Source organism: Mesorhizobium sp. DxT (assembly GCF_058448885.1).
Genome location: NZ_JBZFLJ010000001.1, coordinates 604,896 through 631,224, shown reverse-complemented (window position 1 = coordinate 631,224; position 26,329 = coordinate 604,896). Strand labels below are relative to the sequence as shown.

Sequence of the window (26,329 nt, the reverse complement as noted above, 5' to 3'; positions counted from 1 at the left end):
CATGGCCGCCGAGCCTGACATCCAGCCCTTGCCGGTGGAAGCCGCCGTGTCCGCGACGCCGGCAGACCTGCCGGAGACGACGCTGCATGCACTGGAGCATCTGCAATCCCGCTTCGCCGGTGACCGCATGCTCCTGCGCAACGGCGGACGCATCGACGAGGTTTCGCCCAGCCATTACCGCGTGCGCGGAATCTCGGCGAGCGCGCGGCTCGGCGACGTCATCGAGCATCGGTCGGCATCGGGTGCGCGCTCCGGCGAGATCGTGAGGATCGGCCCGGAAGAAGTGCTGGTGGCTCCATATGAACGCAACGCGGATGCGGGTATCGGCGACCCTGTCTTCATTCAGACCGGGCGCGGCGCTGCTCCCCATGCTTCATGGCGTGGCCGTGTGATCGACGCTCTTGGTCGGCCGGTCGATGGCGCTGGTCCCCTTTTGCAAGGTAAAGCCGGGGAGGCGGCGGCCGCCCCTCTCGCAATGTCCCGCCAGAGGGTAGCCACCGGTTTCAGGACCGGCGTGCGCGTGATCGACATCTTCACGCCGATCTGCTTCGGACAGCGTCTCGGCATCTTCGCCGGCTCCGGCGTCGGCAAGTCCACGCTGCTGGCGATGCTTGCGAGCGCGGAAGCGTTCGACACGGTTGTGGTGGCGCTGGTCGGCGAGCGAGGACGCGAGGTCCGCGAGTTCCTCGAAGATACCATCGGCGCGGAGAGCCTGGCCAAGACCGTGGCGGTTGTGGCGACCAGCGACGAAAGCGCGATGATGCGCAAGCGCGCGCCGGATATGGCGATGCGTGTTGCGGAGCATTTCCGCGAGCAGGGGCAGCGCGTCCTGCTGGTGCTGGATTCGATCACACGTTTTGCTCACGCGCTGCGGGAAGTGGCGATTGGTGTCGGCGAGCCCCCGGTCGCGCGCGGCTATCCCGCCTCGGTCTTCACCGATCTTCCGAAGCTTCTGGAGCGGGCAGGCCCAGGCGTCGATGGCGCCGGGTCGATCACAGCCATTCTTTCGGTGCTGGTTGACGGTGACGATCACAACGATCCGGTCGCCGATTCCATCCGCGGTATTCTCGACGGCCATGTGGTGCTCGACCGTTCGATCGCCGAGCAGGGGCGGTATCCACCGGTCGATCCTCTTGCTTCGATCTCGCGGCTTGCGCCGAAGGCGTGGACGAAGGAGCAGCAGATACTGGTGACGCGCCTGCGCAGCATGATCGCCCGCTTCGAGGATACCCGCGACATAAGGTTGCTTGGCGCATACCAGCCCGGCGCGGATCCGGAACTCGATCTCGCGGTCCGGCAGGTGCCGACCATATACGAGGCGCTGACGCAGACGCCGCAGGACAGGGTCTCGCCAGATCCGTTCGCCGATCTCGCCCGCCACCTGAGGAGCAAGGAGAAGCCGGTCGATGAACCTGTCGAATAGGCTTGGCCTCGGACACAAGGGACGTCCGCGGCTCGCGGGCGATGGAACTGCGCTTGCCGAAGCGCGCGATGTGGCCATCAGGACGCTCTATCACGAACGCGACCAGGCTGAGCGTGACGCATATCAGGCCAAGCTCGCCAGTCGTCACGAAAAAAAGGGTTTGCTGCATCGCCTGGGGTTCCGCAGGAAGGAGGAGCCGGCTCCCTTCGAAGAGTTCAAGGCGCCCAAGGCCGCCCGTGTCAGTTCCTCGCCGCCCGCGCAGGTTGCAAAGCCTGCTGCGCTGCCGCCAAAAGCCAAAAAACGGGACCGCAGCGATATCGTTGTCGCAGCGCTCGGCGTTACACTCGGCCTGACCTGCGCGCTGTTTCCCTGGTATATCTTCTTCAATCAGGAGCAGTTCGGCGTTCGCGAGTTTATTTTCGAAGGCCGCGGCTCGGTAACGCCGCCGTCCAATCTGGTCTATCAGCCGGCGTTGATCAACCAGCCTTTCTCAACCGGCGAAGTGCCGAAGATGAACCTGGACTTCTTCCCCACCGCCACGCTGCCGGGAGAAGAAGATGAGGTTCGGGCCATCCCCGCCTCGGAGCAGCCGTTTCCATCCGATCTCATAAGCTTCAAGCTGGTCCATGTCGCCAATGGCCGCGCGATGATCGAGGACGATGACGGGCTCTGGGTCGTGCAGCGCGGTTCTCGTCTGCCCGACGCCAGCGAGGTGGCTTCGATCGAGCAGCGGGACGGAAACTGGGTGCTCGTGACGACCCTCGACAAGGTCGTCGAATTGCAGCGCTGACCGCGCGCAAGGTCCACGCAAGACTCACTCCCTAGGGTGGCGCTACGCGTCAAGGGAGTAGCGATGCAACCCGTCAGCCTGTTCGATCTGGCATCCCAGCAAGCCAAGTGGCTTTCGGTGCGCCAGACCGCCGTTTCAAGCAATATCGCCAATGCGAACACGCCCGGCTACGGCATGCGTGAGGTCGAGCCGTTCGAGGCCGTGCTGAACCAGACGAGCGTGTCGATGCGCGCGACGCACCCGCTGCATCTGGCGGGCGCGAATGCGGTCGGCGAATTCAACGTTCGCCAGGTCAACGACGATCATCCGACGATGCCCTCGGGCAACACCGTTGTGCTGGAAAACGAACTGATGAAATCCGGAGAGGTTCGGCGCTCCTTCGAGATGAACACGGCGATCGTCAGGTCGTTTCACCGCATGCTGATGATGACGACCAGGGGGTAGTCATGGTGGATCCGCTCATTTCTTCACTCAAGGTGGCCGCGTCGGGGCTGGGCGCTCAATCCGAGCGCCTTCGCATCGTTTCGGAAAACCTCGCCAATGCACAGTCGACCGGCAATACGCCCGGCGCCGATCCGTTCCAGCGCAAGACGATCACGTTTACCGCCGAGCTGGACCGCGCCTCGGGTGCGCATATGGTGGAAATTTCGGCTATCTCGCCCGATCGCACGCCGTTCGTCACCGAATACCAGCCCGGCCACGAGGCCGCTGACGAGCTCGGTTTCGTGAAGATGCCGAACGTCAACGTGCTGGTCGAGATGGCTGACATGCGCGAGGCCAACCGCAGCTACGAGGCGAACCTGCAGACCATCAAGCAGGCACGCGAACTGATTTCCATGACCATTGAACTGATGAGGGGCCAGTAATGATCCAGGGACTCGCAGGGGTCGACAAGGTCGGTCAGGTGGCCGGCATGCTCGACGGCCTCGCCAACATCACCGGCCCGGCGCTCAATCGCCCCAACGTCGCTCCCGAGACGACTTTTGCTGCCGCTCTTTCGGCTGCCTCGGGGCAGGCGATCTCGACATTGCGCAATGCGGAAGGCCTGTCCTTGCAGGCGCTGCAGGGCGAAGCAGACACGCGTGAGGTCGTCGATGCCGTAATGAGCGCCGAACAGACCCTCCAGGCTGCGATCGCGATCCGCGACAAGATCGTGAGCTCCTATCTCGAAATCAGCCGCATGGCGATCTGAGGATTTAAGCGATGAAGGCACTTGCAATCGCCGCCACCGGCATGACCGCCCAGCAGACCAATCTTGAAGTGATCGCGAACAACATCGCGAACATCAACACCACGTCTTTCAAGCGCGCGCGGGCTGAGTTCTCCGACCTGTTCTATCAGGTCGACCGCGTGCAGGGCGCGCCGAACCGGGCCAACCAGGCGCTCGTGCCGGAAGGCACGCATATCGGCCTTGGCGTCAAGACCACAGCGGTACGCAACATCCACACGCAGGGTCCTCTCGCCGAAACCGGCAACAAGCTGGACGTCGCGATCGCCGGAGGCGGCTGGTTCCAGGTCGAGGGCGTGAACGGCGAGGCGCTCTACACCCGCGCCGGTAGTTTCAACACCAACGCGGAAGGCCAGCTTGTCACGGCTGACGGCTATCTGGTCGCCGGCGGTATCGTCATTCCCGAGGACGCCGTCGAGATCATCGTCAACAAGTCCGGCCAGTTCTTCGCGCGCTTCGATGGGCAGGTGCAGCTCGAGGAGCTCGGCCAGCTTACGGTCTCCGTCTTTTCGAATGAGGCAGGCCTGGCGCCGCTGGGGGACAAGCTTTTCCAGGAAACCGACGCGTCAGGGCCCGCCAATGTGGGCGTGCCCGGCGATCCGGGCTTTGGCACGGTCGAGCAGTATTACCTTGAATCGTCCAACGTCGATCCGGTGAAGGAAATCACCGCGCTCATCTCGGCGCAGCGCGCCTACGAGATGAACTCCAAGGTCATCAAGGCGGCAGACGAGATGGCCGCGGTCGTCACCCAGGGACTGAGATAGGACCGATGATGCGTCTTCTCCTGCGCAGGACATTGTTGGCAATCGCGCTGCTGGCTGTGGCCGGCGCCGCGCAGGCTTTTGCGCAGGAGACGGTGCTGGTGACGACGCGCGTCATCTATCCCGGCGAGACGGTCACCACGGACGCATTGGAGGAAGTCCCATTGCGTCGTCAGTTGCGCAACCCGGCCGCCTTCGCGCGTGCATGGGGCCAGATCGATGGCAAGGTTGCCCGGCGCACGCTGTTGCCTGGGCGTCTGATCGGCCTTTCGGCGGTGAGGGACGCCTATCTGGTAGAGACCGGCAAGCCGGTGCAGGTGCGCTTCGTGCAAGGGGTGCTCGAAATCTCGGTTGCGGGCGTGCCGCTGCAGGCTGGCGCCGCCGGTGACCTCGTCAAGGTTCGCAACATCGACAGCGGTGTCGTCTTCACCGGCACGGTGATGGGCGACGGTTCGATAAGAGTTTCCGAATCATGATGCGTGCGCTGATCCTTGCATTCTGCCTCGGTCTCGGTTTCGTCGGCGCCTCCAGTGCCGACGAAGCGCTTGCGAACGGCGCGCAACCGGCCGGCGACGTCTATGGCGGGGCGGCCTATGGCGGCGTGAACCGCAACGACCCGCTTTCGGGTCGTGGGTTCACCGTTTCACGGATCAAGGATGTCGCCACGCTGCAAAGCGCCCGCGACAATCAGCTCGTCGGCTACGGTCTGGTGATTGGCGTGCAGGGCACCGGCGACGGGCTGCGCAATTCACCCTTCACCGAGCAGTCGGTGCGGGCGATGCTGGAAAATCTCGGCATCTCCACCCGTGGCGGCGCATCCCGTTCGCGCAACGTTGCCGCCGTAATCGTAACCGCGAACCTGCCGCCCTTCGTCCAGTCGGGTGCAAGGATCGACGTCAACGTTTCCTCGATGGGTGACGCCACTTCGCTTGCAGGCGGCACGCTGGTAATGACCCCGCTGCGCGCGCCCGACGGTGAGATCTACGCCGTGGCACAGGGGTCGGTTATCGTCTCCGGCTTCACCGCGCAGGGGCAGGCCGAAACACTGACGCAGGGCGTGCCCACAAGCGGTCGTGTCCCGAACGGCGCCATTGTCGAGCGGCAGGTGCCCGCATCCTTCAGCGCGGATACGACGCTCACGCTGCAACTGCGCAATCCCGATTTCTCCACGGCTGTGCGGATCACCGACGCGATCAACGAATATGCGGTGAGCCGTTTCGGCCAGCGGCTGGCCGCCGAGCAGGATGCACGTACGGTGCTCATCAATCGGCCTTCGAACATCTCTTCGGCACGTTTCTTTGCCGAGCTGGAAAACATCGTGGTCGAATCCGATGCGCCTGCGCGCGTCGTCGTCGACGAACGAACCGGCACGATCGTGATTGGGCAGCAGGTGCGCATCTCGCGCGTGGCGATTTCCCACGGAGCTTTGACGGTGCGCATCACCGAAATGCCGCAGGTCGTGCAGCCGGAACCATTCTCGCGCGGCGAAACGGCGGTCGAGCCCTTCACGGCAATCGATGCGAACCAGCCGGACGCGAACGTCGCCATGCTTGACGGGCCCGACCTTCAGACGCTGGTCGCCGGCCTCAACCGGCTCGGCGTGAAGCCGGACGGCATCATTGCGATCCTGCAGGGCATCAAGTCCGCCGGCGCGCTCCAGGCCGAACTCGTGCTGCAATAGGACCAGGACAATGCGCAGCTACCTCAACCTTCGACCACGCGGCACGACTACCCTGGCACTGGGCGCGGGCGTGATCTTCGGCGCCGTTGTTTTCGGCGGGACGCCTGCCGCAACGCAGGCAGTCGGCGCGATCACCGAGACAGTCAGCGAGCTGGACGAGGACGTCCGTCGCTTCTGCTCCAATATCGCCGATGCTGCGCGGGACCGCAGATACGCCTTGCAGAAGGCGGAGCTCGAGACGCTTCAGAAGGATATCGACCAGCGCATCGAGGCGATGGAGGAAAAGCGCGCCGAATATGAAGCCTGGCTTACGCGCCGCAACGACTTCCTCGCGAAGGCGGAGGAAAACCTCGTCGAGATCTATTCTGTCATGCGACCGGATGCGGCGGCCGAGCGGCTGGCCGAGGTGCATGTCGAGGTCGCGGCCAGCATCCTCATGAAGCTGCAGGCCCGCAAGGCTGGCATCATCCTCAATGAAATGGACAGCAAGGCCGCCGCGGTGCTTACCGGCATTCTCGCGAGCGCCACCCGCAAGCAGGACCCGACATGATGCGCAAGCCGCTTCTTCTCATCGCGGGGCTCGCGCTCGCCGGTTGCTCGACCGTGCGGGAAGAGGTCGGCGTCCCGCCGACGCTTTCGCCGGTAGGCTACGGCGTGGGCGATCCGCAGGCGATCTATACCTACCCGACGCCGCCAGCGCAGGAGGCCAAGCGCTACTCGCTGTGGGATGACCGGCAGAGCAAGTTCTTTACCGATGCGCGGGCGCTGAGTGCCGGCGACATCCTCACAGTCGATATCCGCATCAACGATCGCGCACGGTTCCGCAATGAATCCGAACGCAGCCGCACCGGCAGCCGTGGCCTTGGCTTCGGCGCAGATCTGTCGTGGCTGGGGCTTGGCACCGGCGGCGAAGCCAGCGCCGATATCGATTCGACGACAAGCTCGAAAGGCGAGGGGGCTACGGCTCGTTCCGAGGACATCCAGCTCCAGGTGGCGGCGGTGGTGACGGAGGTGCTGCCGAACGGAAACCTCGTCATCAGCGGCTCGCAGGAAGTGCTGGTCAACGCCGAACTGCGTGTGCTGACGATTACCGGCATTGTGCGGCCGTCCGACATCGGGGCGGCCAACACCGTGTCCTACGAGAGGATCGCAGAGGCGCGTATCTCCTACGGCGGCAGGGGCCGACTGACGGAGGTTCAGCAGCCGGCCTACGGGCATCAGGTTCTCGACAACCTGCTTCCGTTCTAGGGGTGGCGGACTTGGCTATCGTCGACGATACGGCACCGGAAAAGCAGGGACCCTCGCTGCTGCTGCAGATCGCGCTGCTCGTGGGATTGAGCGTCGTTGCGGTCGGTATCGGCTGGGGCTCCGGCCTTTACCTGACCGGCCAGCAACCGGCTGCCCATGAGCAGGCCGCAGTCGAGACGGCCAAGGCGACGGAGACCACGCTCGCCGAGGCCCATGACGGAATGGGTGTCGTCTATCTGGAACCGATCACAACCAATCTGGCCGGGCCGACGGGAACATGGGTGAGGCTTGAGCTGGCGCTGGTGTTCGATGCCGAACCGGACATGATGATGGCGCAGACCATTCAGCAGGATGTTCTTGCCTATCTCCGTACAGTGAAGATTCACCAGGTCGAAGGCGCTAGCGGCTTCCAGCACCTGCGTTCCGACATCGAGGAGCGCGCCTCCATCCGCAGCGACGGCGCAGTCAAGCGTATCCTGATACGGACGTTGCTTTTCCAATGATCCGCCTGGCCACTTCAGTCCTTTTGCTGCTGGTGCTTGTCGCGCCGGCCAGCGCGCAGCAGCTCGACCTCGGGGGCCTGACCGATCAGCTCGAAGGCCAGACGGTCGGTTCGATCATTCAGCTTTTCGGGCTGTTGACGGTCCTGTCGCTTGCGCCCGGCATTCTCATCATGGTGACGAGCTTCACAAGGTTCGTCATCGTGTTCTCGATCCTGCGCTCGGGCATGGGTTTGCCGAGCACGCCTGCGAACTTGATTCTGGTCAGCCTGTCTCTGTTCATGACGTTCTATGTCATGGGACCTACATTCGATCGCGCCTGGAACGAGGGCGTGCAGCCGCTGGTCGCAAACGAAATCAACGAGGAAGAGGCGTTCGGGCGCATCTCGGAGCCGTTCCGCGATTTCATGATAGCCAACGTGCGCGACAAGGATTTCGACCTGTTCGCCGATCTCGCGCGCGAACGCGAACAGGCGGACGTTTCCGTTCAGGACGCGGATTTTCGCATCCTCATCCCGGCGTTCATGATCTCCGAAATCCGGCGCGGGTTCGAGATCGGCTTTCTGATCGTGCTGCCGTTTCTGGTGATCGACCTGATCGTGGCGACGATCACCATGTCGATGGGAATGATGATGCTGCCGCCGGTGGTGGTGTCGTTGCCGTTCAAGATACTGTTCTTCGTCCTTATCGACGGCTGGAACCTGCTCGTTGGCAGTCTCGTGCGCTCGTTTGCTTAACGCGCCGATTCAGCGCGCGTTAACCATCTGATTTTCCGACAAAAATTAACCACGCTGCTTATCTCATCCGTAGGGTTTGGCCCCTAGAACGGATTGCGAGGGGCAGATTGGTCATGGGGCTTTCCAACCGATCGGGCATGAGGCCGCGCCGCTTCGCTGGTGAGAATCCGGCATGTCAATTGTGTATCGAGTACAAGGCGTATTCTCATGACGAGTCTTCTGACCAACGCGTCCGCAATGACGGCGCTCCAGACCCTGAACAACACCAACAAGAATCTGGCCAACACCCAGAACCGCATCGCCACCGGCGCGCGCGTCAACGAAGCTTCCGACAACGCTGCTTACTGGTCGATCTCGGTCGGCATGAAGAACCAGAGCAACCTGCAGTCGGTCGTCAAGGACTCGATGGGTTTCGGCAAGGCGATCCTCGACGCGGCCTATACCGGTCTCGACGAAGCCATCAAGCTGACCTCGGAAATCCACTCGCGTTACCTCGCTCGTGAGCAGGACGGCGTGGACACGGCTGCCATCGACGCCGAAATCGCCGAACTGAAGACGGCTATCCAGGAAATCGCGGCGGCTGCCGACTTCGAGGGCCAGAACCTGCTCGCCACTGCTGGCGCCGACGTCACGGTCGTGACCGGCTACATCAAGGGCGACGGCACTGCCGGTTCCTCCGAGACCAAGACCCTGACGCTCAGCGCCTACGATCTCGAAGGCGAGACGGCGAACATGACCGACGCCGACACCACGGAAGCGTCGCTGGTCGCCATGCGTGAGGCTGCTTCTGATCTCGGCGCCAAGAAGATCCGTCTGGACGCCCAGCTCAGCTTCACCTCGAAGCTGAAGGACGCGCTCGACCGCGGCGTCGGCCAGCTCGTTGATGCCGACATGAATGCAGAGTCGGCTCGCCTGTCGGCCCTGCAGGTCCAGCAGCAGCTCGGTATCCAGGCGCTGTCGATCGCCAACTCCAACAGCCAGAACGTTCTCGCGCTCTTCCGCTAAGACGTTCCATCGGCTGGGATAGGCTGAAGCCTATCTCCTATCATCAGGCCGCGTCCCTCAGGGCGCGGCCTTTTGCTTGTATCTACCATGCGGGAGTTATCCTGGAGCCGAAATACTAAGGCGAATGGTAAATTTTTCAGCAAAAGCAAATCATTAACCATGTTCCTTAGGTAGCGGTTAGCCATTGCTGTTTACATCTGCGTTCAAGAGCGGGCCGGGAGGAAACACAGAGTGTTCCGGTTGGCATGACGCCCCTCCGCTTAGCCGGCAGTTATCCGGCATGTCAGTTTAGTACTCAGTACAAGGCGTATTCTCATGACGAGTCTTCTGACCAACGCGTCCGCAATGACGGCGCTCCAGACCCTGACCAAGACCAACAACAACCTGGCTACCACGCAGAACCGCATCGCGACTGGCGAGCGTGTTTCGCAGGCCTCCGACAATGCCGCCTACTGGTCGATTTCGGTCGGCATGAAGAACCAGAGCAACCTGCAGTCGGTCGTCAAGGACTCGATCGGCTTCGGCAAGGCGATCCTCGACGCGGCCTATACCGGCCTCGACGAAGCCATCAAGCTGACCTCGGAAATCCACTCGCGTTACCTTGCTCGTGAGCAGGACGGCGTGGACACGGCTGCCATCGACGCTGAAATCGCCGAGCTGAAGACGGCAATCGAGGAAATCGCTCAGGCTGCCGACTTTGAGGGCCAGAACCTGCTCGCCACCGGTGGCGCCAACGTCACGGTCGTGACCGGCTACATCAAGGGCGACGGCACTGCCGGTTCGACCGAGACCAAGACCCTGACGCTCAACGCCTACGATCTCGAGGCGGAGACGGCGAACATGACCGACGCCGACACCACGGAAGCGTCGCTGGTCGCCATGCGTGAGGCTGCTTCGGAACTCGGCGCGATGAAGACCCGCCTCGATGCCCAGCTCAGCTTCACCTCGAAGCTGATGGATGCGCTCGATCGCGGCGTCGGCCAGCTCGTTGATGCTGACATGAACGCCGAGTCGGCTCGCCTGTCGGCTCTGCAGACCCAGCAGCAGCTCGGCATTCAGTCACTGTCGATTGCCAACTCCAACAGCCAGAACATCCTGTCGCTCTTCCGCTAAGCGACAAGGCAGGGCTAACCAGCCCTGAACAATCGAAGGCCGCGCTTCAACCGGAGCGCGGCCTTTACCATTTGAGAACTAAAGTTTCCATTGTATAAATAATTATCATATATTTTTACTATTTATAAACCAAAAATATTGGAATTTATACTTCATTAACCATGTTTCTTAGCCTCCCATTATCCATCCTTGTTCATAAATAGCGTCAACAAGCGGGCCGGACCGAGTGTGCAGTATCCGGGGGCATGACGCCAATCCGCCACGCCGGCAATCAGCCCGGCATGTCGTGACGTAATCAGTTCAAGGCGTAGAAAAATGGCTAGTCTCCTGACGAATGCCGCCGCGATGACGGCGCTGCAAACCCTTACCAGCACCAACAAGAAACTTGCTGTAACCCAGAACCGAATTGCCACCGGCGCGCGCGTCAACGAGGCTTCGGACAATGCGGCCTACTGGTCGATCTCGGTCGGCATGAAGAGCCAGAGCAATCTGCTCGGCGTCGTGAAGGACTCGATTGGCTTCGGCCGGGCGATCCTCGATGCCGCGTATACCGGCCTCGACGAAGCGATCAAGCTGACCACCGAGATCCACTCCCGCTACCTTGCGATGGAGCAGGACGGCACCGATACCGCGGCACTCCAGGCGGAAATCGACGAACTTGTTGCCGCCATGCAGGAAATCGCCGCCGCGGCTGACTTCGAAGGCCAGAACCTACTGGCGAGCACTGGCGCCAACGTGACCGTGGTGACGGGCTACATCAAGGGCGATGGCACCGCGGGCTCGACCGAAGTGAAGACCCTGACGCTGAACGCCTACGACCTCGAGGCGGAAGCCGCCACGATGACCGATGCCGACACGGCGGAACTTGCTCTCTATGCAATGCGCGGTGCTGCTTCCGAACTGGGCGCGATGAAGGTGCGGCTCGAATCCCAGATGACCTTCACGTCGAAGCTCATCGATGCTGTCGACCGTGGCGTCGGCCAGCTCGTCGATGCCGACATGAATGCGGAGTCAGCAAAGCTGTCCGCACTTCAGGTGCAGCAGCAGCTCGGCATCCAGGCGTTGTCGATCGCAAATTCGTCGAGCCAGAACATACTGACGCTGTTCCGAGGCTGATCCCTAAAGCACCTGAAGCGGTGCTGGTCCGCGCTCCTCATGGGGGCGCGGGCCTTTGTGCTGTGCGCGCTTCTCGGGGAACCCCATTCGGCATGTCTGCTTAACGACCCGTTAACCATGAAAATCTACTTATGGTTAACCAAATCAGCGGGCGTCTTAGAAGGGGCAACACCTTGTCGAGCATCAACACAAACCCGGCAGCGATGACCGCGTTGCAGGTCCTTCACGCCACCAACAAAGCGCTGGAGGTTGTGCAGGGTCGCATCTCGACCGGCCTGCGCGTCTCGCAGGCGTCCGACAACGCGGCCTACTGGTCGATTGCGACCACGATGCGGTCCGACAACAACGTCTTGTCCACCGTCCAGGATACGCTCGGCCTCGGCGCCAGCCGCGTCGACACCGCCTATACGGCGCTCGAAGCCGCCATCGGTCTCATCGATGAGATCAAACAGAAGGTTCTCGCCGCTGTCGGCATGAGCGAAGACAACAAGGAGCGCATCCAGGAAGAAGTGACCGCCTTCCAGGAGCAGCTTCGATTCACTGCGCTAGCCGCAACCTTCTCGGGCGCCAACTGGCTGTCGGTTAACTCGCTCGCAGCCAACGGTCATCCGTCGGACGGCGTGCATAAGGAGGTCGACATTGTTTCGGCCTTCACGCGCGACCAGAACGGCGCGATCATTCTGGGCTACATCGGCATCGACGTACAGGCTATCAAGCTCTATGACGCCGCGGCGACGACGAACGAAACGATGGGCATGCTCGAGGGGCTCCGCCTCGGCACCACGGGATTGCGCGACAACACCGCCACCGCAGCGACGCCCGGAACCGTGGCCGCGACCGACGGCTACGCGGTATCGTCGCTGAACGTCGTTGGCCATACCGATGAGCAGCTCGAGCAGATGCTTACCGTCGTCGACCAGACGTTGGCGGAAATGGCCAACGCCGCGACGGCCATCGGCGCGATCAAGAAGCGTGTGGACCTGCAGAAGGACTACACGTCCAACCTGATGGATTCGATCGACCGCGGTGTCGGTCAGCTAGTCGATGCAGACATGAACAAGGAGTCTACCCGGCTGCAGGCGCTGCAGGTGCAGCAGCAGCTTGGCGTGCAGTCGCTCCAGATCGCCAATTCCTATGCGGAAAACATCCTGCTCTTGTTCCGCAACTAGCGCGGTATCGCAGGCACTAGCACCTGACGGGCTGTCCGCGAGGGCAGCCCGTTTGCATTGGGAGCACCCGTCAAATGCGCCGCAGCCGCTCGCCCATGTTCCAGAATATGCCGACGATAAGACCCGATAGCAGCGTATGGTACAGCGGCACGTCGAGATCTTCCGTGAGGTACCAGACCAGAATGACGAAGAGCGCGCGGGCCAGAAAAATAATCTCCAGACGCGATTCTATCGTTATCCGGGCGCTGCGCGCGAAGGCAGCCACCTGCACCACGATCATTCGGGCGGTCAGGGTAAGATAGAAGGCAAGGAACAGTCCGAGCCCTATCAGCCCGCCGCGCGTGAAGGTCGACACCATGCTCGAATGCGAGCCGATCGGGATTTCCGCAAGCGAGACGTCTACCGGCTTGATGCCGAGCCCGAAGATCAGGTTCTGGTCCAGCACCATGCGGATCGCGAGGGCATAGGTCTCCAGGCGCGTCGCGGTTGAGCCCGCGCGCGACTCGGCAACCGACTGCGCCGAAGCCTGGAACAGATCGACCAGGTCCGAGCCGAACAGAGCGACCACGGCCAGGACCAACGGCCCGAGCAGAATTGCGCCGAGCATTACGCCGCCCCGCCAGACCACCGCCAGGAACGCAAGCGAAGCGACATAGGCGAGACTGGTCGTGCGGCTGCCGAACGGCAGGAGCATCGGCAGGATCGAGAGTTCCAGAAGTATGGCCCACATGAACATGCGCCGGCGGATCAGGTAGATGGCGCCCATCGCGCCCAACATGACGACCTGGATCGCGCTTTCGGTGGCGTAGACACCCATACCGTGATTTCGGGAGACGACCCCGCCGTTGATCCAGTCACTCTCCACGACGATGTTCAGCGCGTAGGTGCCGAGAATGCCCGGCAATTGGCCGAGGTTACCTAAAATGAGCGAATAGAAGTAGATTCGGCTTTGGCCGGACACCGCCGAATAGCCCATGGTCACCACCATGAAGACCACATAGGAGATGTAGGCGATAAGGGCTGCGCCGTAGATCGTGTCCTTGGGCCAAATGCCGCGGTTGTTGCGCGGGGCATGGTCGAGCTGCCGGCCGAAGTTGATGAAGACCAGAAGCAGCAGCAGCACGGATATGTTGTAGGCGGCACCGAAGGCGCGCTCGCCCTGGAAATGGGTCATCATTGCCAGAAAGAGCGAGAAGGCGAGCGCCGCCGCCAGTGACAGAAGCTGCCACTCAGGGAGTGCGAAACGCACCATTCCAAAGGCGAGGACGAGCCCCACGAGGTAGACCCAGGGCAGATCGGTGCCAAGCGCCCAGTTCACCGGCAGCATGACGATGGTCGCGGCAATGAGGAAGCATTGCAGCGCCCATGCGTCGGTGACGATCGGACCGGCCGATCGTCTGACGTTGCCTCTCGTATCGCCTATCGCCGCCATCGAGGTGTCACCCGGTCCGCGTCAGCAGAAGATAGAGGCTGTGGGGATTGGTGATCAGGTAGCGCATCGCCAGCCGGCGCGGCTCAAGCACCGTGCGGTAGAGCCATTCAAGCCCCGCCTTCTGCATCCAGACGGGAGCCCGGGAGCGCGAACCTGAAAGGAAGTTGAACAGGCCGCCGGAGGTCTTGACCACCTTGACGCTTTTCAGCCTGTCCATGTTGCGCAGCACGAACTCCTGCTCACGCGGAACACCGAGACCGATCCAGAGGATGTCCGGCTGTAACCGGTCGAGATCCTCGAACAACGCTTCCTCGCCTGCCTCGTCGAGGTAGCCGTGCGAGTAGCCGGCAAGCTTGATACGCGGAAAGCGGTGTCGGACCGTTGCGGCTGCGCGCTCGATCTCGTCCGGTGTCGTGCCGAACAGATAGTAGGAGGTGCCTTCCGGCAGCAGCAGGCTCGCATCGTCGAACAGGTCCGTCGTGCTTGTGCGGTCAGGTACCGGCTTGGAGGTCAGCAGATGGGAGATCGTTACCATCGGCTGGCCGTCGGCACTGATAACGTCGGCCTGATCGAACAGCCGTCTTATCTTGCTGCTGCGCGCATACATGGACAGGACCTGTCCATTCGACGAGGTCATAAAAAGCGGCTGTTCCAATTCGGGCAAGCGTCCCGCGATGGCGTCGTCCATGAGTTGTACCGTCTCGCGCAGGCTGAGGCGGGCGTTTGCCATTCCGCCAAGCTTGCAGACCGGCACGAGGTCACGAATTTTCTGGTTGCGCATTGTGATCTTCCTCACACGGCATTCTTGTGGACCAGCCCGATGAAGGGCGTGGCGGCGATGATCGAAATGTCGAAGAGGATCGACCAGTTCTCGATGTAGTAGAGGTCGTATTCCAGGCGTTTGTTCATGGCCTCGACCGTGAAGGTCGGCCCACGAAAGTCGTTGACCTGCGCCCACCCGGTGATGCCTGGCTTCACCCTATGGCGGTTGTTGTACATGGGCAGCAGCCCGGCATAGGCGGCGTTCTGCTCGACCGCGTGGGGCCGGGGCCCGACGATCGACATCTCCCCGCGCAACACGTTGAAGAGTTGCGGCAGTTCGTCGATCGACAGCCGGCGCAGGATCCGCCCGACCCGCGTGACGCGATTGTCGTTACGCGTTGCCTGCCGGAAGCCTTGACCCTCCGACTGCACGTGCATGGTACGGAACTTGAAGACGGTGATGACCTGGTTGTTCAGACCGTGACGCTTCTGCTTGAAGAAAACGGGGCCGGGGCTGTCGAGCTTAACCGCGGCGGCGACGAGCAGCAGAAACGGTGCGAGCAGCACGGTCGCTATGGACGCGAGCACGTAGTCCTCGACCGCCTTCATCATGTGGCCCCAGCCGGAGATGGGCTTCTGCTGCAGGTCGATGAACTGCACCTGCGCCAGCGAGCTGATGCCGCGGAACGGAACCATATGAGTTTCGATATCGGGCAGGAGCTTGATCTCGGCCGGCAGAACGCTCAGCTCTGAAAGCATATCCTCCAGGTGCCGCCGCTGAGAGGGCGGAAGCGCGATGATGACCGTGTCGACATCGTTGCGCTGGCCAAAATCGATCAGCTCCGCGAGGCCGCCGTCCCGTGCGGTCACAACGCCAGTCTGGTCGCTGTCGCGCGTCGGGCCGAAGATGCCTGCAATTCGCACGCCGCTGTCGGGCATTCCCAATGCCTCGACAGCACGCCGCAGTGGAGCGTCCGTGCCGAAGATCGCCGCACGGCGGGAAATCGCGCCCTGCACGGCCTGGCTCGAAAAGACCCGGGCTGCGGCTGCGCGCAGCGTCCAGACGGCGACGACCGACGAACACAACCACACGCCGAACCAAAGCCGCGAAAATTCGTCGGCAGCCCCGATCGCGAGGCCAATCAACGCGACGATCAGGAATGCGCCAACGAGGTTACCCACCGCCGCGCTCGAGAAGGTCAGGAAGCGTGAGAGCTTCTGCACATCGTAGAGCTTCGAGCGATAGTTGAGGTAGCCGAAGGTCAGGACGATGAGGATCGACGGCCAGATGTAGGTCTGGAGGAAATCGTGCTGTTCCAGATGCGTGTAAACGTAGACGTGCCCTATCAGCATGCCGAGCAGCAGCGTGACGAGCAGTTCCATCACTGCATAAATCTGTCCGCTAACGTGCGGGCTGGCCTGCGCATTGGTCCGCAGGTCCGCTGGCATTCTGTCGCCCATGCCAAAGGTTCGGGCGAACCTCGTTTCCAGAATTTCTGTATCTTTTAGGGACACAATTCCGACCCCCAACGCTCTTTTGCCAAATCTGCTGTTACCTGCGGCAGGTGTTGCAAAAGGCGGGCCACTCAGGGTTGAGCCGCCAGGCGTGGGCTGCGATCATCGAGAAAGGGGCACTTGAATCGGTTTAAAAGTTGAGGTTCAGTCGCCGGCGAAGAGAGGGAGGTCGATTTGGCCAAAGCAGAAATCAGCAGAACCGACGCCGGACCGATCCGTTATGGCATGGTCGGCGGCGGGCAGGGCGCGTTCATCGGCGGTGTGCACCGCATCGCGGCAAGACTGGATGGAGAGTTTCAACTGGTGGCCGGTGCGCTTTCGTCCGATCCGGAACGGGCTATTGCTTCCGGGCGCGAGCTCGGTCTCGATGCGGAACGCTGCTACGCGTCGTTTGCCGAGATGGCCAAGGCAGAGGCGGCGCGAGCCGACGGCATCGAGGCCGTCGCGATCGTGACGCCGAACCACGTCCACTATCCGGCGGCCAAGGCATTTCTTGATGCGGGTATTCATGTCATTTGCGACAAGCCGCTAACCTCGAACCTTGCCGATGCGAAGAAGCTTGCGGCCGCCGCGGCCAAGAGCGGTCGGCTTTTCGTGCTGACGCACAACTATACCGGCTACCCGATGGTGCGGCAGGCGCGAGAGATGGTCGCCAAGGGCATGCTGGGCGACCTGCGCGTCGTCCATGCCGAGTATCCGCAGGACTGGTTGACCGAAGCTGTCGAGGCCAGCGGATCCAAGCAGGCCGTCTGGCGCACCGACCCGAAACAGTCCGGTGCCGGCGGTGCAACGGGGGACATCGGCACGCACGCGTATAACCTGGCACGCTTCGTCACCGGCCTGGAACTGGACAGCCTTGCTGCCGACCTCGACGCTTTCGTGCCCGGTCGGCTGCTCGACGACAACGCGCATATCCTTCTGCGCTTCAAGGCAAAAGGCCGTTCGCCGGCTGCCAAGGGCATGCTTTGGGCCAGTCAGGTGGCACCCGGCAACGAGAACGGGCTGAAGCTCCGCGTCTACGGGACAAAGGGCGGGCTCGAATGGGACCAGGAGCATCCCAATCACCTCTGGTACACGCCGTTCGGTCAGGAGAAGCGCTTGATCACGCGGGGCGGGGCAGGGGCAGGGCCCTCCGCTGCTCGCGTCAGCCGCATTCCGGCGGGGCATCCCGAAGGGTATCTCGAAGGCTTCGCCAATATCTATGCGGAGGCTGCGCGCGCCATCCGCGCGATGCGGCGCAAGGGCGGCAAGATGCCGAAGGACGTTGTCTTCCCGACGGTCGAGGACGGCGTCGAGGGCGTGGCCTTCGTGGAAGCCTGCGTCAAATCCTCGAAGAAGAACGGCGCCTGGACGAAGCTCTAGATCTCACTCCACCGAGCGCAGATCGCGCAGGTAGGTGTTCTCCTCGGCAGACGCGGTGTAGGCGCTCGGCAGAATGTCTGTAATCAGAAGTGCCTCGCCGACATTTTCCGCGCCGGTGAGCACCTTGCCGTCCGGTGCGGCAACCGTCGACAGCCCTGCATAGGCGAAACGCTCGTCTGCTCCGCAATGGTTTGCATAGGCGACGAATACCTGGTTCTCGAACGCGCGGACCGGGATCATGCTTCTGGCAATGAAAGCGGCATGGTCGCTTTGCGGCAGAGCTGTCGGCACCATCACCAGCGTGCAGCCTGCCTGCGCCAGCCGTCGCACGTTCTCCGGGAACTCGACATCGTAGCAGATCAGCAGGCCCAGCTTCTGCCCGGCATGCTGTATCGTTACGGCAGACGGTGTCCCGGGGCTGAACAGATTGCGCTCGTAGTCCGCGTAGAGATGGGACTTGCGATAGACGACGGGAGGCTCAGAACCGCGGATGAAGGCGGCGCTGTTCCAGACCGCGCCTTCATCGGCCTCGGCAAATCCCGCGACGATAGCGACTTCTGTCTGCGCCGAAATTTCTGCGAGGCGCGTAAGTGCAGGACCGTCGGCAGGTTCGGCCAGTGCGTGGATCGTTTTGCCGGCGCCGTAGCCGGTGATCGCGAGTTCGGGCGCGATCAGGAGGTCGGCTCCTCTCGTCGCCGCCTCTCGCGCCGCGCGACCGATGCGCTTTATGTTGGCGGCGGCGTCGCCGGGGAGCGCCTGCATCTGGAGCACGGCGATCTTCACTCTCGATCCCCCGACAAGGCGCCCAGCAATCGCGGCAGATCGCCGAAACGCGCAATCAGGCCAAAAACGATTGCTGCAACGGCGACGAAGAAGATCGAGACCGCGGCCATGGTTGGCGTGTAGCCGTAGCGCAGCGCGTTGAAGATTTTGATCGGCAGCGTTTCCATGGTGAAGCCCACGGTCATGTAGGCAACGATGTATTCGTTTAGCGACAGCACGAAGACGAATGCATAGCCGGAAATCACGTAGGGCAGGATCAGCGGCAGCACGACCGTGCGCAGCACTGTCCTGTCGTCCGCCCCCATCGTCGAGGCTGCCTCGACAAGGCTGCGGTCGATGGAACTGAAGCCCAGCGACAGCGTCACAAGCGGCAGGGTAACGAAGAAGATCGCGTGGCTGATCGCCGCCGTCCATGGCTGGCCATAGGCGCCGACCGTTGCCCAGAAGGTCAGGAAGCCCAAGGCGGTAATCACCGGTGGCAGGATGAAGGGCGCCACGCCCAGAAGCTGGAAGATGCGCGCCCACGGCGCGATCCGCCGCCACAGGAACCAGGCGAGCGGCATGGCGATGATGACGGCAAGTGCCGCCGACGCCGCGGCGAGCGTAAGGGAATTCACCAGTGCGGACCGCCAGCCGGGATCGGTGAAGATCTGCCCGTACCAGGCGAGAGAGAAGCCTTCCGGGGGGAAGATGAGGCTTTGCTTCTCGTTGACGGAAACGCCTGCCACGACGATGAGCGGGCCGGCAAGAAACAGGGCCACCAGCAGGAAGACGATGCGGCGCAGCTTTGCGGCACTCATGTCCGTTCCTCCCGCTGCGAGCCGACCATCAGCGTCAGGCCGACGAGCGCCAGCGACATCAATACGAGGAACACGGCCATCGCAGCGGCAAACGGCATGTTGGACTGGTAGATCGCCTGATCGGTGATTAGCACCGACAGCGTCCAGTGCTGGGGCCGTCCGAGTATCTGCGGCAACAAATATGAGCCGAGCGCGAAGACGAACACCATGATGAGCGTGGCCATGATGGTGTTGCGCAGTGCCGGGACCACCACGTTGAGGAAGGCGCGCATCGGCGAGGCCCCAAGCGTGCGCGCGGCTTCGAGCAGGGTTGGATCGAGCCGCACGATGGCGGGATAGAGCACCAGCACGGTATAGGGCAGGGCCTGATAGACCATCGCCGTCAGTACCGCCCCGAAACCAGGCATCAGCGCTTGTGGCTCGGCCATCAGCCCCGCCATGACGAGCAGATTGGTGATACCGGCCGTTCGCGAGAACAGCGTGGACCAGGCGAAGCCGATGATGACTTCCGACAGCGACAGGACCGAGAGGATTGCGACCAGCCAAACGATCTGAACGCGCCGCGAGGCCTGTGTCAGCAGCCAGGTGAACGGGAAGGCGACGAGCACGCAGACAATGGCCACCATCACCGCCAGCATGATCGAAAAACCGAGCACGCCGCCGAAGAAGGCGGACAGAAACCGCTCGTAGTTGGCGAATGTGAATGCCGGCGAATAGAAGCCCGCCGGGTCTCTCTGGAAGAACGAGACCGCGATCATCGTCGAAAACGGCACGACGAAGAAGATGACGAGCATCAGCGCGGGAAACGCGATCGGCGCGTAGTCGGCGGCTGTACGCGGCGGCTCGCGTCTCATTGCCGGCATTCCTTTGGTCGGCGAAGGTTTTGCCGTGCGTCCTTCGAGGCTCGCTGCGCTTGCACCTCAGGATGAGGACCGTTGTGCATCGCTCCGGCAGGCGCGTGAGTTCGAAGGTTGTTCCGTTGACGTATGTCGCGCACACTGCGATCCGGCTCGATTAACCCACCTCCCTCATCCTGAGGTGCGAGCGCAGCGAGCCTCGAAGGACGCACTCTATCGCCGCAGTTCAATCTCGTGGCAAAAGCAGGGCTCATCCTTTCAGCACCACGCAGCTTTCTAGGGGCAGCGTCACGTCGACCGGATCACCGGCCTTGAAAGGCGTGCGCTCGCGGGGCGTTGTGATGGCCATTACGGTCGTGCCGCCGACATCGACGAAGGTCTCGATCGTACCGCCGAGGTCGCGCACGAAGCTGACCGTGCCGGCGAACATGCCGCTGCCGGCTGCCACCAGCCGTACGTCCTCGGGCCTTATCGACAGCTTGCCACCTGCCGACCGTGTCGCCATCGCGAGGCTCGGCATGGCGCGGCCGAGCAGCGTGCCGTCGGCGCCGACGGAAAGCAGATTGGTCGAGCCGATGAAATCGGCGACGAAGGCGTCGGCCGGTTTCCGGTAGATTTCGACCGGCGGTGCCGCCTGCCTGATGCGGCCTTCGCCCATGACGACGACAAGGTCGGCCATCGTCATCGCCTCGCGCTGGTCGTGGGTGACGACGATGGTGGTGATGCCGAGCTTCTGCTGAAGCTGGCGCAGTTCCACCTGCATGGCCTCGCGCAGCTTGGCATCCAGTGCGGAAAGCGGCTCGTCGAGAAGGAAGAGTTTCGGCGACAGCGCGAGTGCGCGGGCGATTGCCACCCGCTGTCGCTGTCCGCCGGAAAGCTTTGCGACCGGGCGTTCCGCGTAGCCCTGCAGCGAAATCATGTCGAGGAGTTCCGCGACGCGCTTTTTCTGCTCGGCCTTGCCGACACCGCGTATACGCAGTGGGTAGGCGATGTTGTCGCCAACGTTCAGATGCGGAAACAGCGCCAGCGACTGGAACACCATGCCGAAATCGCGCTTGTGGGTCGGGATGGGCGTGATGTCGGTGCCGTCGAGCAGGATCGTGCCGGCCGACGGCTCCTCCAGCCCGGCAATCATGCGCAGCAGGGTGGTCTTGCCACAGCCAGATGGCCCCAGCATGCACACGAAGGTGCCATGCGGTATCGAAAGCGACACGCTGTCGACGGCGGTAAAATCACCGAAACGCTTCGAGACGTCCTGCAGCGCGAGACCGGACATGGCATTTCCTGCTTGTGTTCCGCCGAATTGCGGAGTGCTGATACAGGCGGCGTCTCCTCGCGCCGTCGCGCGAGGAGCTTAACCTGTGTCGTGGCCGCCTAGCCAGCGATCATCTCGGTCCACTTCTGGTTCAGCCAGTCGGCCTTGGAAGTGTACAGGTCATAGCGCGGGATGATCGGATCGATATCCGACGAGACAGCGCCGAATTCCTCATCGCTCAGGTCGAGGAGGTCGCGCGCGACAGTGGGCGCGGTGCCCACGTTGCGCGACATGAGAGCCTGGATTTCCGGCTGGCTCATATAATCGATGAAGATATGTGCCTCTTCGCCTTTCTCCGAGGCACGGGAAAGCGCCCAGCAGCCGGAATCGAGGATGCCGCCTTCCTTCGGGAAGGTGGAGCGCACCGGATTGCCATCGGCCGCGGCGAGGCCCGTCACGTCGTGATAATATTGGCCCATCGGGATTTCGCCCGACTTCAGCGCCTGCTCGAACTGCGCCTCGTCGCGATACCAGAGCCGCACGTTGGGCTTCACTTCCGCAAGCTTTTCGAACGCCGCGACCAGTCCCTCTTCGGTGTCGAGCGCATTGGTGCCGCCCATATGCGTCTTTGCCGTCACCTCGAGCAGGAAGGAGTTGGATACCAGCGCCAGCAGGCCGAGCTTGTCGGCATTGGCCGGGTCCCATAGTGCCGCCCAGCTTTCCGGCGCTTCCGGGTAGGCGTCGGTATTCGTCACGAGGGTGATGTACCAGGCCACCGCGCCGATGCCAGCGACGCGGCCATCCGGATATTTGTTGACGAACTGGTCGAGCAGATTGCCGGCATTTTCGAGCTTGGACGTATCGATCGGCGTCCAGAGTTCGGTCGACTGGCCTTTCAGCATAGCGACCTGGGACATCATCGACAGGTCGGCCGGGGCCTGCCCGGCGCGGGCTGCCTGCTCGAGCTGCACCAGCCATGCTTCGCCGGTGGGTTCAGCGACGGATTCGACGGCGATGCCGGTTGCCTCGGTGAAGGCCGGGAACACGTGCTTGTCGAACGAGTCCTTGAAATAGCCGCCGTAGACGCCGACCTTGATCGAGCGATCCTGCGCGCGCAGGATCGATGGCATTGCCAGCATGCCGGCGGTCGCCAGGCCGGCGCCAAGAACGGCACGACGGCTGACTGCGGAATTCAGAAGCTTCCTCATCTGTTGTTCTCCTCTGTTGGCTGTCGGAACTCTCCGGCTCCGATCGTTTTGAATGGCTGCGGTTATCTTAGGTCTTTCAGGCGGTCTTTCCAGAGACGGCCGGGCTGAACACCATCAGGCTCAATATTTCGAACAGCACTTGCGCGCCGGCGTGGGCGGTGTTGGTCGTCGCGTCGTATTGCGGCGCGACCTCGACGACGTCGCCGCCGACAAGGTTGACGCCCTTGAGGCCGCGGATCAGTTCCAGAATCTCGCGCGTGGTCGGTCCGCCGATCTCCGGCGTGCCGGTGCCTGGTGCAAAGGCGGGGTCGAGGCTGTCGATGTCGAAGGACAGGTAGGTCGGGCCGTCGCCGACCACCTGCCTCGCCTTCTCGATGATCGCGGCAATGCCCATCGCCGGCATTTCCTCGGCGTGAATCACGGTCATGCCCGCCTCGTAGGAGAACTCCCACAGATATTCGGCAGCGCCGCGAATGCCGATCTGAATGGTGCGCGTCGGGTCCAGAACTCCGTCGAGCACGGCGTTGCGGAACGGGCCGCCGTGATGGAACTTGGTTCCGTCGAAGGCGCCGCCGGTGTCGCAATGGGCATCGATATGGATCATGCCGACGGGGCGATCCCTGCCGACCGCCTTGAGGATCGGGTGGCTGATCGAGTGGTCGCCGCCGACGGAGAGCGGGATAACGCCGGCCGACACGATCCGCCCGACATGGCGTTCGATGTCTTCGTGGCTCTGCTCGAGCCTGTAGCGGCTGCGGAACGGCACGTCGCCGATGTCGGCTACCTTCAGCTCATAGACGGGCGCGCAGTCGAGCACGTGGTTATAGGGCCCGATGCGCTCGATGGCGCGTAGCGCGCGCGGCCCGAAACGCGACCCCGGCCGGTTGGTGACGCCGAGGTCCATGGGCATGCCGACCATTGCAACCTGCAGGTCGCCGAAATCGGGGTTGGACGGATCGATCGGATGGTAAGGCGCGTCGAGCAGGGTGGGCAGTCCGGCATAGGGTGCCATACGGGTTCCGCTTGCGGAGAAGATGCGGTCTGCGACGCGCCGGAAACGCGGATCAAAGATGTCGCCCCCATGGCCTTCGCCATATTTCGCCTGCAAGGCAGCGAGCCGTTCTCCGGTCCAGGTCACGTGTGCATCTCCCATTCAGCAGTCCGCGCCCTTCAGTTCCCAGGCGCCGTTTTCCCGCAGTCGGCTGATCGTGATGCAGAAATATTGAAAACTCAATTGATATTGTTGTACGTCATCTTGTGAGAAATGCTCACATTGAAACGTTCGAGCCCATGGTCAAACGCCTGCCGCCGCTTAACCCGCTCCGCGCCTTCGAGGCGGCGGCGCGTCATGGTTCGCTGACGCGTGCGGCGGGTGAGCTCAACGTCACCCATGGCGCGGTGAGCCATCAGATCAAGGCGCTCGAGGCTTCGCTGAATGTGCGCCTGTTCGAGCGTGTCGGCCAACGCATCCGGTTGACGGCGCATGGGGCGGAGCTGTTGCCTGCCGTGTCCTCCGCATTTGACGACATTGCAGCCGCAACCGCGAGGATGACACGGCCGACAAGTTCGGGCGCGCTGTCGGTCGCCTGCGTGCCGGCTCTACTGTCGTTCTGGCTGTTGCCGCGTCTTGGCAGCTTCACCGCGCAATTTCCCGAGATCAGGCTGACCTTCGATGCCTCCAACGACGCGCAGTCGATCCGCTCCCCGGAGATCGACGTGTCGATCCTTTATGGCGACGGGGGCTGGACGGATTGCTGGCTGAAGCGCTGGTCGCATCTCGAACTGTTCCCGGTGATGAGTCCGACACTGATGAACAGCCGCCCGGTGCGAACAATCCGGGACCTCTCCAGCCACGTGATGCTGCATGCCGATGACGGTCGCGAGTGGCACCAGTGGCTGGCGGCGGCCGACGCACTCGACCTGTCGCGCGGGCCGCAGCACCATTTTTCAGACGCGAGGCTGGCGATCGAGGGGGCCATGCACGGCCACGGCATCGCGCTGGGGGACACCATGACAGCGGCGGCGCTGCTTGCGAAGGGACAGCTCGTCGCGCCGTTCAACCTCGCAGTGCCGGCCGCCGATGCGTTCTATGTCGCCTGTCGCAGCGATCTCAGGGCGGCGCCGATCGTGAATGTCTTCATCGACTGGCTTTACGCCGAACTCGAGGAAGACGGCGCGCGCGCCGAGCCGCAGACCTCCGCCCGTCGCACCTTGCGGCGCGGGTCCGAGGAGGCGCGCAGCAAACGTGTATCGGCGCCGAAGCCGCCGAAGATCAGATGACCGAGGATTCATCCATAATGACGAAAACCCGCTTCAACCCGCTTGTCGAACAGCTTTCGCCGCCGCCGATCCCGTCGGTGCAGGCTTGGGCGCGCGCCTATGACGGCGCGTACGGGCCGCTGATCGACCTTTCGCAGGCGGTACCCGGCTATCCGCCGCATCCGCAGCTCCTGCAGTGGCTCGCAGACGCGGCCGGCTCGTCTGCTCTTTCGGGCTACGGGGCGATCGAAGGCGACATGACGCTGCGCGCGGCCTATGCCGAACATGTGTCCAAGGCCTATGGCGCCACGGTCGTTGCCGGCAACGTCCATCTCACGGCTGGCTGCAACCAGGCCTTCGTCGCCGCCGTGATGGCGGTTGCCGGCCCCGGCGACACCGTGCTCATGACCAATCCGCGCTATTTCAATCACGAAACGACGCTTCAGATGATGGGCCTGCGGGCGCGTTATGTCGATTGCCATGCCGAGGCGCATTTCGTGCCGAAGCTTGCCGACATCGAGGCGGCGCTGGCTCCAGATGTCAGGGCGCTTGCGCTGGTTTCACCCAACAATCCGACCGGAGCGGTCTATCCGGCAGAGCTGCTTGAAGACGTCTTCGCCTTGTGCCGCGAGCGTGGCGTCTGGCTGATCCTTGACGAGACCTATCGCGATTTCATCGCTTCGGGCGAAACGCCTCCGCACAGGTTGCTTGGGCTGGACGGATGGCAACACACGCTGATCCAGCTCTACAGCTTCTCGAAATCATTCTGCATTCCGGGGCATCGGCTGGGCGCTATCGCAGCCGGCGAGGCGGCTGTGGCGCAGATTGCGAAGGTGATGGACAACCTTCAGATCTGCGCGCCGCGCCCGCCACAAAGCGCCGTGGCGAAGGGGCTGCCGGCACTTGGCGATTGGCGGGAGGCGAACCGGTTTGAGATCGAACGGCGGGCGCGGGCCATGGTGGCTGCCTTCGCCGCTCTGCCTGCGTGGGAATTGCAGGCGATCGGGGCCTATTTCGCCTTCGTGCGACATCCTTACGAAGGGCAGGGTGCTGCCGCCATCGCCGAAAGGCTGGCGCGGGACCTGGGCATCGTCACCATCCCCGGCAGCTATTTCGGCCACGGGCTGGAACGACACCTGCGCGTTGCCTTCGCCAATGTCGATGTCGACCAGATCGGTGCAGTGGCGCACCGGCTTCTGAAGGCGACGCAGTAAAGCGTCATCCCGGAAGCCGGAGCGTAGCGGAGGTTATCCGGGACCCATTGAGCAGCGCGGCCGGGCTGCGGGTTCTCGCGCCGGCGCCGGCATGCGCCGCATCCTGAACCG

The 26,329-nt window shown here is 62.8% G+C and carries 28 protein-coding genes; 19 read left to right on the top strand and 9 right to left on the bottom strand.

The window, feature by feature from the left end; translation table 11 throughout:
- Position 1: 1 nt before the first annotated feature.
- From fliI to ACVJNE_RS02905, 16 genes are all read left to right on the top strand, one after another.
- The gene (gene fliI / locus ACVJNE_RS02980) at positions 2-1,423 is read left to right on the top strand and encodes a flagellar protein export ATPase FliI (RefSeq protein ID WP_421926592.1); all 1,422 of its coding nucleotides are present in this window, start codon (positions 2-4) and stop codon (positions 1,421-1,423) included.
- Positions 1,407-2,213: a hypothetical protein gene (locus ACVJNE_RS02975; RefSeq protein ID WP_499562817.1), complete on the top strand. Its 807-nt coding sequence runs from the start codon at positions 1,407-1,409 to the stop codon at positions 2,211-2,213. Before fliI ends, ACVJNE_RS02975 begins: the two co-directional genes overlap by 17 nt.
- 63 nt (positions 2,214-2,276) lie before the next feature.
- Positions 2,277-2,657: a flagellar basal body rod protein FlgB gene (flgB, locus tag ACVJNE_RS02970; protein ID WP_173193128.1), complete on the top strand. Its 381-nt coding sequence runs from the start codon at positions 2,277-2,279 to the stop codon at positions 2,655-2,657.
- Between the two features lie 2 nt (positions 2,658-2,659).
- Positions 2,660-3,079 carry a flagellar basal body rod protein FlgC gene (gene flgC / locus ACVJNE_RS02965; protein WP_194248557.1) on the top strand — a complete coding sequence of 140 codons (420 nt, stop codon included), beginning with the start codon at positions 2,660-2,662 and terminating at the stop codon, positions 3,077-3,079.
- Positions 3,080-3,126: 47 nt separating this feature from the next.
- On the top strand, positions 3,127-3,405 hold the full coding sequence (fliE, locus tag ACVJNE_RS02960; RefSeq protein WP_173193726.1) for a flagellar hook-basal body complex protein FliE: 279 nt from the start codon (positions 3,127-3,129) through the stop codon (positions 3,403-3,405).
- Positions 3,406-3,416: 11 nt separating this feature from the next.
- Complete coding sequence (flgG, locus tag ACVJNE_RS02955) at positions 3,417-4,205, top strand: flagellar basal-body rod protein FlgG (RefSeq protein ID WP_173193126.1); 789 nt, start codon at positions 3,417-3,419, stop codon at positions 4,203-4,205.
- Positions 4,206-4,210: 5 nt separating this feature from the next.
- On the top strand, positions 4,211-4,678 hold the full coding sequence (flgA, locus tag ACVJNE_RS02950) for a flagellar basal body P-ring formation chaperone FlgA (RefSeq protein WP_421926587.1): 468 nt from the start codon (positions 4,211-4,213) through the stop codon (positions 4,676-4,678).
- On the top strand, positions 4,675-5,883 hold the full coding sequence (locus ACVJNE_RS02945; protein ID WP_173193124.1) for a flagellar basal body P-ring protein FlgI: 1,209 nt from the start codon (positions 4,675-4,677) through the stop codon (positions 5,881-5,883). Before flgA ends, ACVJNE_RS02945 begins: the two co-directional genes overlap by 4 nt.
- A gap of 10 nt (positions 5,884-5,893) precedes the next feature.
- Positions 5,894-6,433 (top strand): MotE family protein, encoded by a 540-nt coding sequence (locus ACVJNE_RS02940; protein ID WP_499562814.1) that lies wholly within the window; start codon positions 5,894-5,896, stop codon positions 6,431-6,433.
- Positions 6,430-7,131 carry a flagellar basal body L-ring protein FlgH gene (gene flgH / locus ACVJNE_RS02935; RefSeq protein WP_499562812.1) on the top strand — a complete coding sequence of 234 codons (702 nt, stop codon included), beginning with the start codon at positions 6,430-6,432 and terminating at the stop codon, positions 7,129-7,131. Before ACVJNE_RS02940 ends, flgH begins: the two co-directional genes overlap by 4 nt.
- Positions 7,132-7,142: 11 nt before the next feature.
- Positions 7,143-7,634: a flagellar basal body-associated FliL family protein gene (locus ACVJNE_RS02930; protein ID WP_173193120.1), complete on the top strand. Its 492-nt coding sequence runs from the start codon at positions 7,143-7,145 to the stop codon at positions 7,632-7,634.
- Entirely contained in the window at positions 7,631-8,368 is a 738-nt protein-coding gene (gene fliP / locus ACVJNE_RS02925) for a flagellar type III secretion system pore protein FliP (protein ID WP_499562809.1), read from the top strand. The genes ACVJNE_RS02930 and fliP overlap by 4 nt, the downstream gene beginning before the upstream one ends.
- 207 nt (positions 8,369-8,575) lie before the next feature.
- Positions 8,576-9,373, top strand: a complete 798-nt coding sequence (locus tag ACVJNE_RS02920; RefSeq protein WP_499562807.1) for a flagellin N-terminal helical domain-containing protein — start codon at positions 8,576-8,578, stop codon at positions 9,371-9,373.
- A gap of 315 nt (positions 9,374-9,688) precedes the next feature.
- Complete coding sequence (locus ACVJNE_RS02915) at positions 9,689-10,486, top strand: flagellin N-terminal helical domain-containing protein (RefSeq protein WP_499562805.1); 798 nt, start codon at positions 9,689-9,691, stop codon at positions 10,484-10,486.
- A gap of 315 nt (positions 10,487-10,801) precedes the next feature.
- Positions 10,802-11,602: a flagellin N-terminal helical domain-containing protein gene (locus tag ACVJNE_RS02910; protein ID WP_368804820.1), complete on the top strand. Its 801-nt coding sequence runs from the start codon at positions 10,802-10,804 to the stop codon at positions 11,600-11,602.
- A 173-nt stretch (positions 11,603-11,775) separates the two neighbouring features.
- On the top strand, positions 11,776-12,771 hold the full coding sequence (locus ACVJNE_RS02905; protein ID WP_499562803.1) for a flagellin N-terminal helical domain-containing protein: 996 nt from the start codon (positions 11,776-11,778) through the stop codon (positions 12,769-12,771).
- Between the two features lie 70 nt (positions 12,772-12,841).
- On the opposite strand, the gene ACVJNE_RS02900 is transcribed toward ACVJNE_RS02905, so the two are convergent.
- Genes ACVJNE_RS02900 through ACVJNE_RS02890 form a run of 3 tightly spaced genes read right to left on the bottom strand, consistent with a single transcriptional unit; the run spans position 12,842 to position 16,426 of the window.
- Entirely contained in the window at positions 12,842-14,203 is a 1,362-nt protein-coding gene (locus ACVJNE_RS02900) for an O-antigen ligase family protein (protein WP_499562801.1), read from the bottom strand.
- A 7-nt stretch (positions 14,204-14,210) separates the two neighbouring features.
- Positions 14,211-14,984 carry a WecB/TagA/CpsF family glycosyltransferase gene (locus ACVJNE_RS02895; RefSeq protein WP_499562799.1) on the bottom strand — a complete coding sequence of 258 codons (774 nt, stop codon included), beginning with the start codon at positions 14,982-14,984 and terminating at the stop codon, positions 14,211-14,213.
- Between the two features lie 11 nt (positions 14,985-14,995).
- On the bottom strand, positions 14,996-16,426 hold the full coding sequence (locus tag ACVJNE_RS02890) for an undecaprenyl-phosphate glucose phosphotransferase (protein ID WP_499562797.1): 1,431 nt from the start codon (positions 16,424-16,426) through the stop codon (positions 14,996-14,998).
- Positions 16,427-16,705: 279 nt separating this feature from the next.
- Between ACVJNE_RS02890 and ACVJNE_RS02885 the strand changes: the two genes are divergently transcribed.
- Complete coding sequence (locus ACVJNE_RS02885; protein WP_499563202.1) at positions 16,706-17,842, top strand: Gfo/Idh/MocA family protein; 1,137 nt, start codon at positions 16,706-16,708, stop codon at positions 17,840-17,842.
- 3 nt (positions 17,843-17,845) lie between these two features.
- On the opposite strand, the gene ACVJNE_RS02880 is transcribed toward ACVJNE_RS02885, so the two are convergent.
- The 6 genes from ACVJNE_RS02880 to speB all read right to left on the bottom strand — a co-directional run bounded on the left by ACVJNE_RS02880 (position 17,846) and on the right by speB (position 23,883).
- Entirely contained in the window at positions 17,846-18,625 is a 780-nt protein-coding gene (locus ACVJNE_RS02880) for a carbon-nitrogen hydrolase family protein (protein WP_499562795.1), read from the bottom strand.
- Positions 18,622-19,425 carry an ABC transporter permease gene (locus ACVJNE_RS02875; RefSeq protein ID WP_499562793.1) on the bottom strand — a complete coding sequence of 268 codons (804 nt, stop codon included), beginning with the start codon at positions 19,423-19,425 and terminating at the stop codon, positions 18,622-18,624. Before ACVJNE_RS02875 ends, ACVJNE_RS02880 begins: the two co-directional genes overlap by 4 nt.
- Positions 19,422-20,279, bottom strand: a complete 858-nt coding sequence (locus ACVJNE_RS02870) for an ABC transporter permease (protein ID WP_499562791.1) — start codon at positions 20,277-20,279, stop codon at positions 19,422-19,424. The genes ACVJNE_RS02875 and ACVJNE_RS02870 overlap by 4 nt, the downstream gene beginning before the upstream one ends.
- A gap of 253 nt (positions 20,280-20,532) precedes the next feature.
- Positions 20,533-21,558 (bottom strand): ABC transporter ATP-binding protein, encoded by a 1,026-nt coding sequence (locus ACVJNE_RS02865; protein WP_499562789.1) that lies wholly within the window; start codon positions 21,556-21,558, stop codon positions 20,533-20,535.
- A 98-nt stretch (positions 21,559-21,656) separates the two neighbouring features.
- A complete protein-coding gene (locus tag ACVJNE_RS02860) occupies positions 21,657-22,745 on the bottom strand; it encodes an ABC transporter substrate-binding protein (RefSeq protein ID WP_444726316.1) in 1,089 nt (362 codons plus the stop codon).
- A 76-nt stretch (positions 22,746-22,821) separates the two neighbouring features.
- On the bottom strand, positions 22,822-23,883 hold the full coding sequence (speB, locus tag ACVJNE_RS02855; RefSeq protein ID WP_499562787.1) for an agmatinase: 1,062 nt from the start codon (positions 23,881-23,883) through the stop codon (positions 22,822-22,824).
- Between the two features lie 152 nt (positions 23,884-24,035).
- On the opposite strand from speB, the gene gcvA reads away from it, so the two are divergent.
- Complete coding sequence (gcvA, locus tag ACVJNE_RS02850; protein WP_499562785.1) at positions 24,036-25,025, top strand: transcriptional regulator GcvA; 990 nt, start codon at positions 24,036-24,038, stop codon at positions 25,023-25,025.
- 17 nt (positions 25,026-25,042) lie between these two features.
- Positions 25,043-26,218 carry an aminotransferase gene (locus ACVJNE_RS02845; protein WP_499562783.1) on the top strand — a complete coding sequence of 392 codons (1,176 nt, stop codon included), beginning with the start codon at positions 25,043-25,045 and terminating at the stop codon, positions 26,216-26,218.
- The last annotated feature ends 111 nt before the right edge of the window (positions 26,219-26,329 follow it).

Excerpts from the sequence above, each read along its gene's own strand:
- ACVJNE_RS02860 (WP_444726316.1), bottom strand. The coding sequence starts at position 22,745 with ATGAGGAAGCTTCTGAATTCCGCAGTCAGCCGTCGTGCCGTTCTTGGC.
- ACVJNE_RS02890 (WP_499562797.1), bottom strand. The coding sequence starts at position 16,426 with ATGGGCGACAGAATGCCAGCGGACCTGCGGACCAATGCGCAGGCCAGC.
- ACVJNE_RS02875 (WP_499562793.1), bottom strand. The coding sequence starts at position 19,425 with ATGAGTGCCGCAAAGCTGCGCCGCATCGTCTTCCTGCTGGTGGCCCTG.
- ACVJNE_RS02915 (WP_499562805.1), top strand. The coding sequence starts at position 9,689 with ATGACGAGTCTTCTGACCAACGCGTCCGCAATGACGGCGCTCCAGACC.
- ACVJNE_RS02900 (WP_499562801.1), bottom strand. The coding sequence starts at position 14,203 with ATGGCGGCGATAGGCGATACGAGAGGCAACGTCAGACGATCGGCCGGT.
- ACVJNE_RS02975 (WP_499562817.1), top strand. The coding sequence starts at position 1,407 with ATGAACCTGTCGAATAGGCTTGGCCTCGGACACAAGGGACGTCCGCGG.
- ACVJNE_RS02845 (WP_499562783.1), top strand. The coding sequence starts at position 25,043 with ATGACGAAAACCCGCTTCAACCCGCTTGTCGAACAGCTTTCGCCGCCG.
- ACVJNE_RS02870 (WP_499562791.1), bottom strand. The coding sequence starts at position 20,279 with ATGAGACGCGAGCCGCCGCGTACAGCCGCCGACTACGCGCCGATCGCG.
- flgA (WP_421926587.1), top strand. The coding sequence starts at position 4,211 with ATGATGCGTCTTCTCCTGCGCAGGACATTGTTGGCAATCGCGCTGCTG.
- fliE (WP_173193726.1), top strand. The coding sequence starts at position 3,127 with ATGCTCGACGGCCTCGCCAACATCACCGGCCCGGCGCTCAATCGCCCC.
- flgH (WP_499562812.1), top strand. The coding sequence starts at position 6,430 with ATGATGCGCAAGCCGCTTCTTCTCATCGCGGGGCTCGCGCTCGCCGGT.
- fliP (WP_499562809.1), top strand. The coding sequence starts at position 7,631 with ATGATCCGCCTGGCCACTTCAGTCCTTTTGCTGCTGGTGCTTGTCGCG.
- flgC (WP_194248557.1), top strand. The coding sequence starts at position 2,660 with ATGGTGGATCCGCTCATTTCTTCACTCAAGGTGGCCGCGTCGGGGCTG.
- flgG (WP_173193126.1), top strand. The coding sequence starts at position 3,417 with ATGAAGGCACTTGCAATCGCCGCCACCGGCATGACCGCCCAGCAGACC.
- ACVJNE_RS02910 (WP_368804820.1), top strand. The coding sequence starts at position 10,802 with ATGGCTAGTCTCCTGACGAATGCCGCCGCGATGACGGCGCTGCAAACC.
- ACVJNE_RS02920 (WP_499562807.1), top strand. The coding sequence starts at position 8,576 with ATGACGAGTCTTCTGACCAACGCGTCCGCAATGACGGCGCTCCAGACC.
- ACVJNE_RS02865 (WP_499562789.1), bottom strand. The coding sequence starts at position 21,558 with ATGTCCGGTCTCGCGCTGCAGGACGTCTCGAAGCGTTTCGGTGATTTT.
- ACVJNE_RS02940 (WP_499562814.1), top strand. The coding sequence starts at position 5,894 with ATGCGCAGCTACCTCAACCTTCGACCACGCGGCACGACTACCCTGGCA.
- ACVJNE_RS02895 (WP_499562799.1), bottom strand. The coding sequence starts at position 14,984 with ATGCGCAACCAGAAAATTCGTGACCTCGTGCCGGTCTGCAAGCTTGGC.
- ACVJNE_RS02885 (WP_499563202.1), top strand. The coding sequence starts at position 16,706 with ATGGTCGGCGGCGGGCAGGGCGCGTTCATCGGCGGTGTGCACCGCATC.
- ACVJNE_RS02945 (WP_173193124.1), top strand. The coding sequence starts at position 4,675 with ATGATGCGTGCGCTGATCCTTGCATTCTGCCTCGGTCTCGGTTTCGTC.
- fliI (WP_421926592.1), top strand. The coding sequence starts at position 2 with ATGGCCGCCGAGCCTGACATCCAGCCCTTGCCGGTGGAAGCCGCCGTG.
- flgB (WP_173193128.1), top strand. The coding sequence starts at position 2,277 with ATGCAACCCGTCAGCCTGTTCGATCTGGCATCCCAGCAAGCCAAGTGG.
- gcvA (WP_499562785.1), top strand. The coding sequence starts at position 24,036 with ATGGTCAAACGCCTGCCGCCGCTTAACCCGCTCCGCGCCTTCGAGGCG.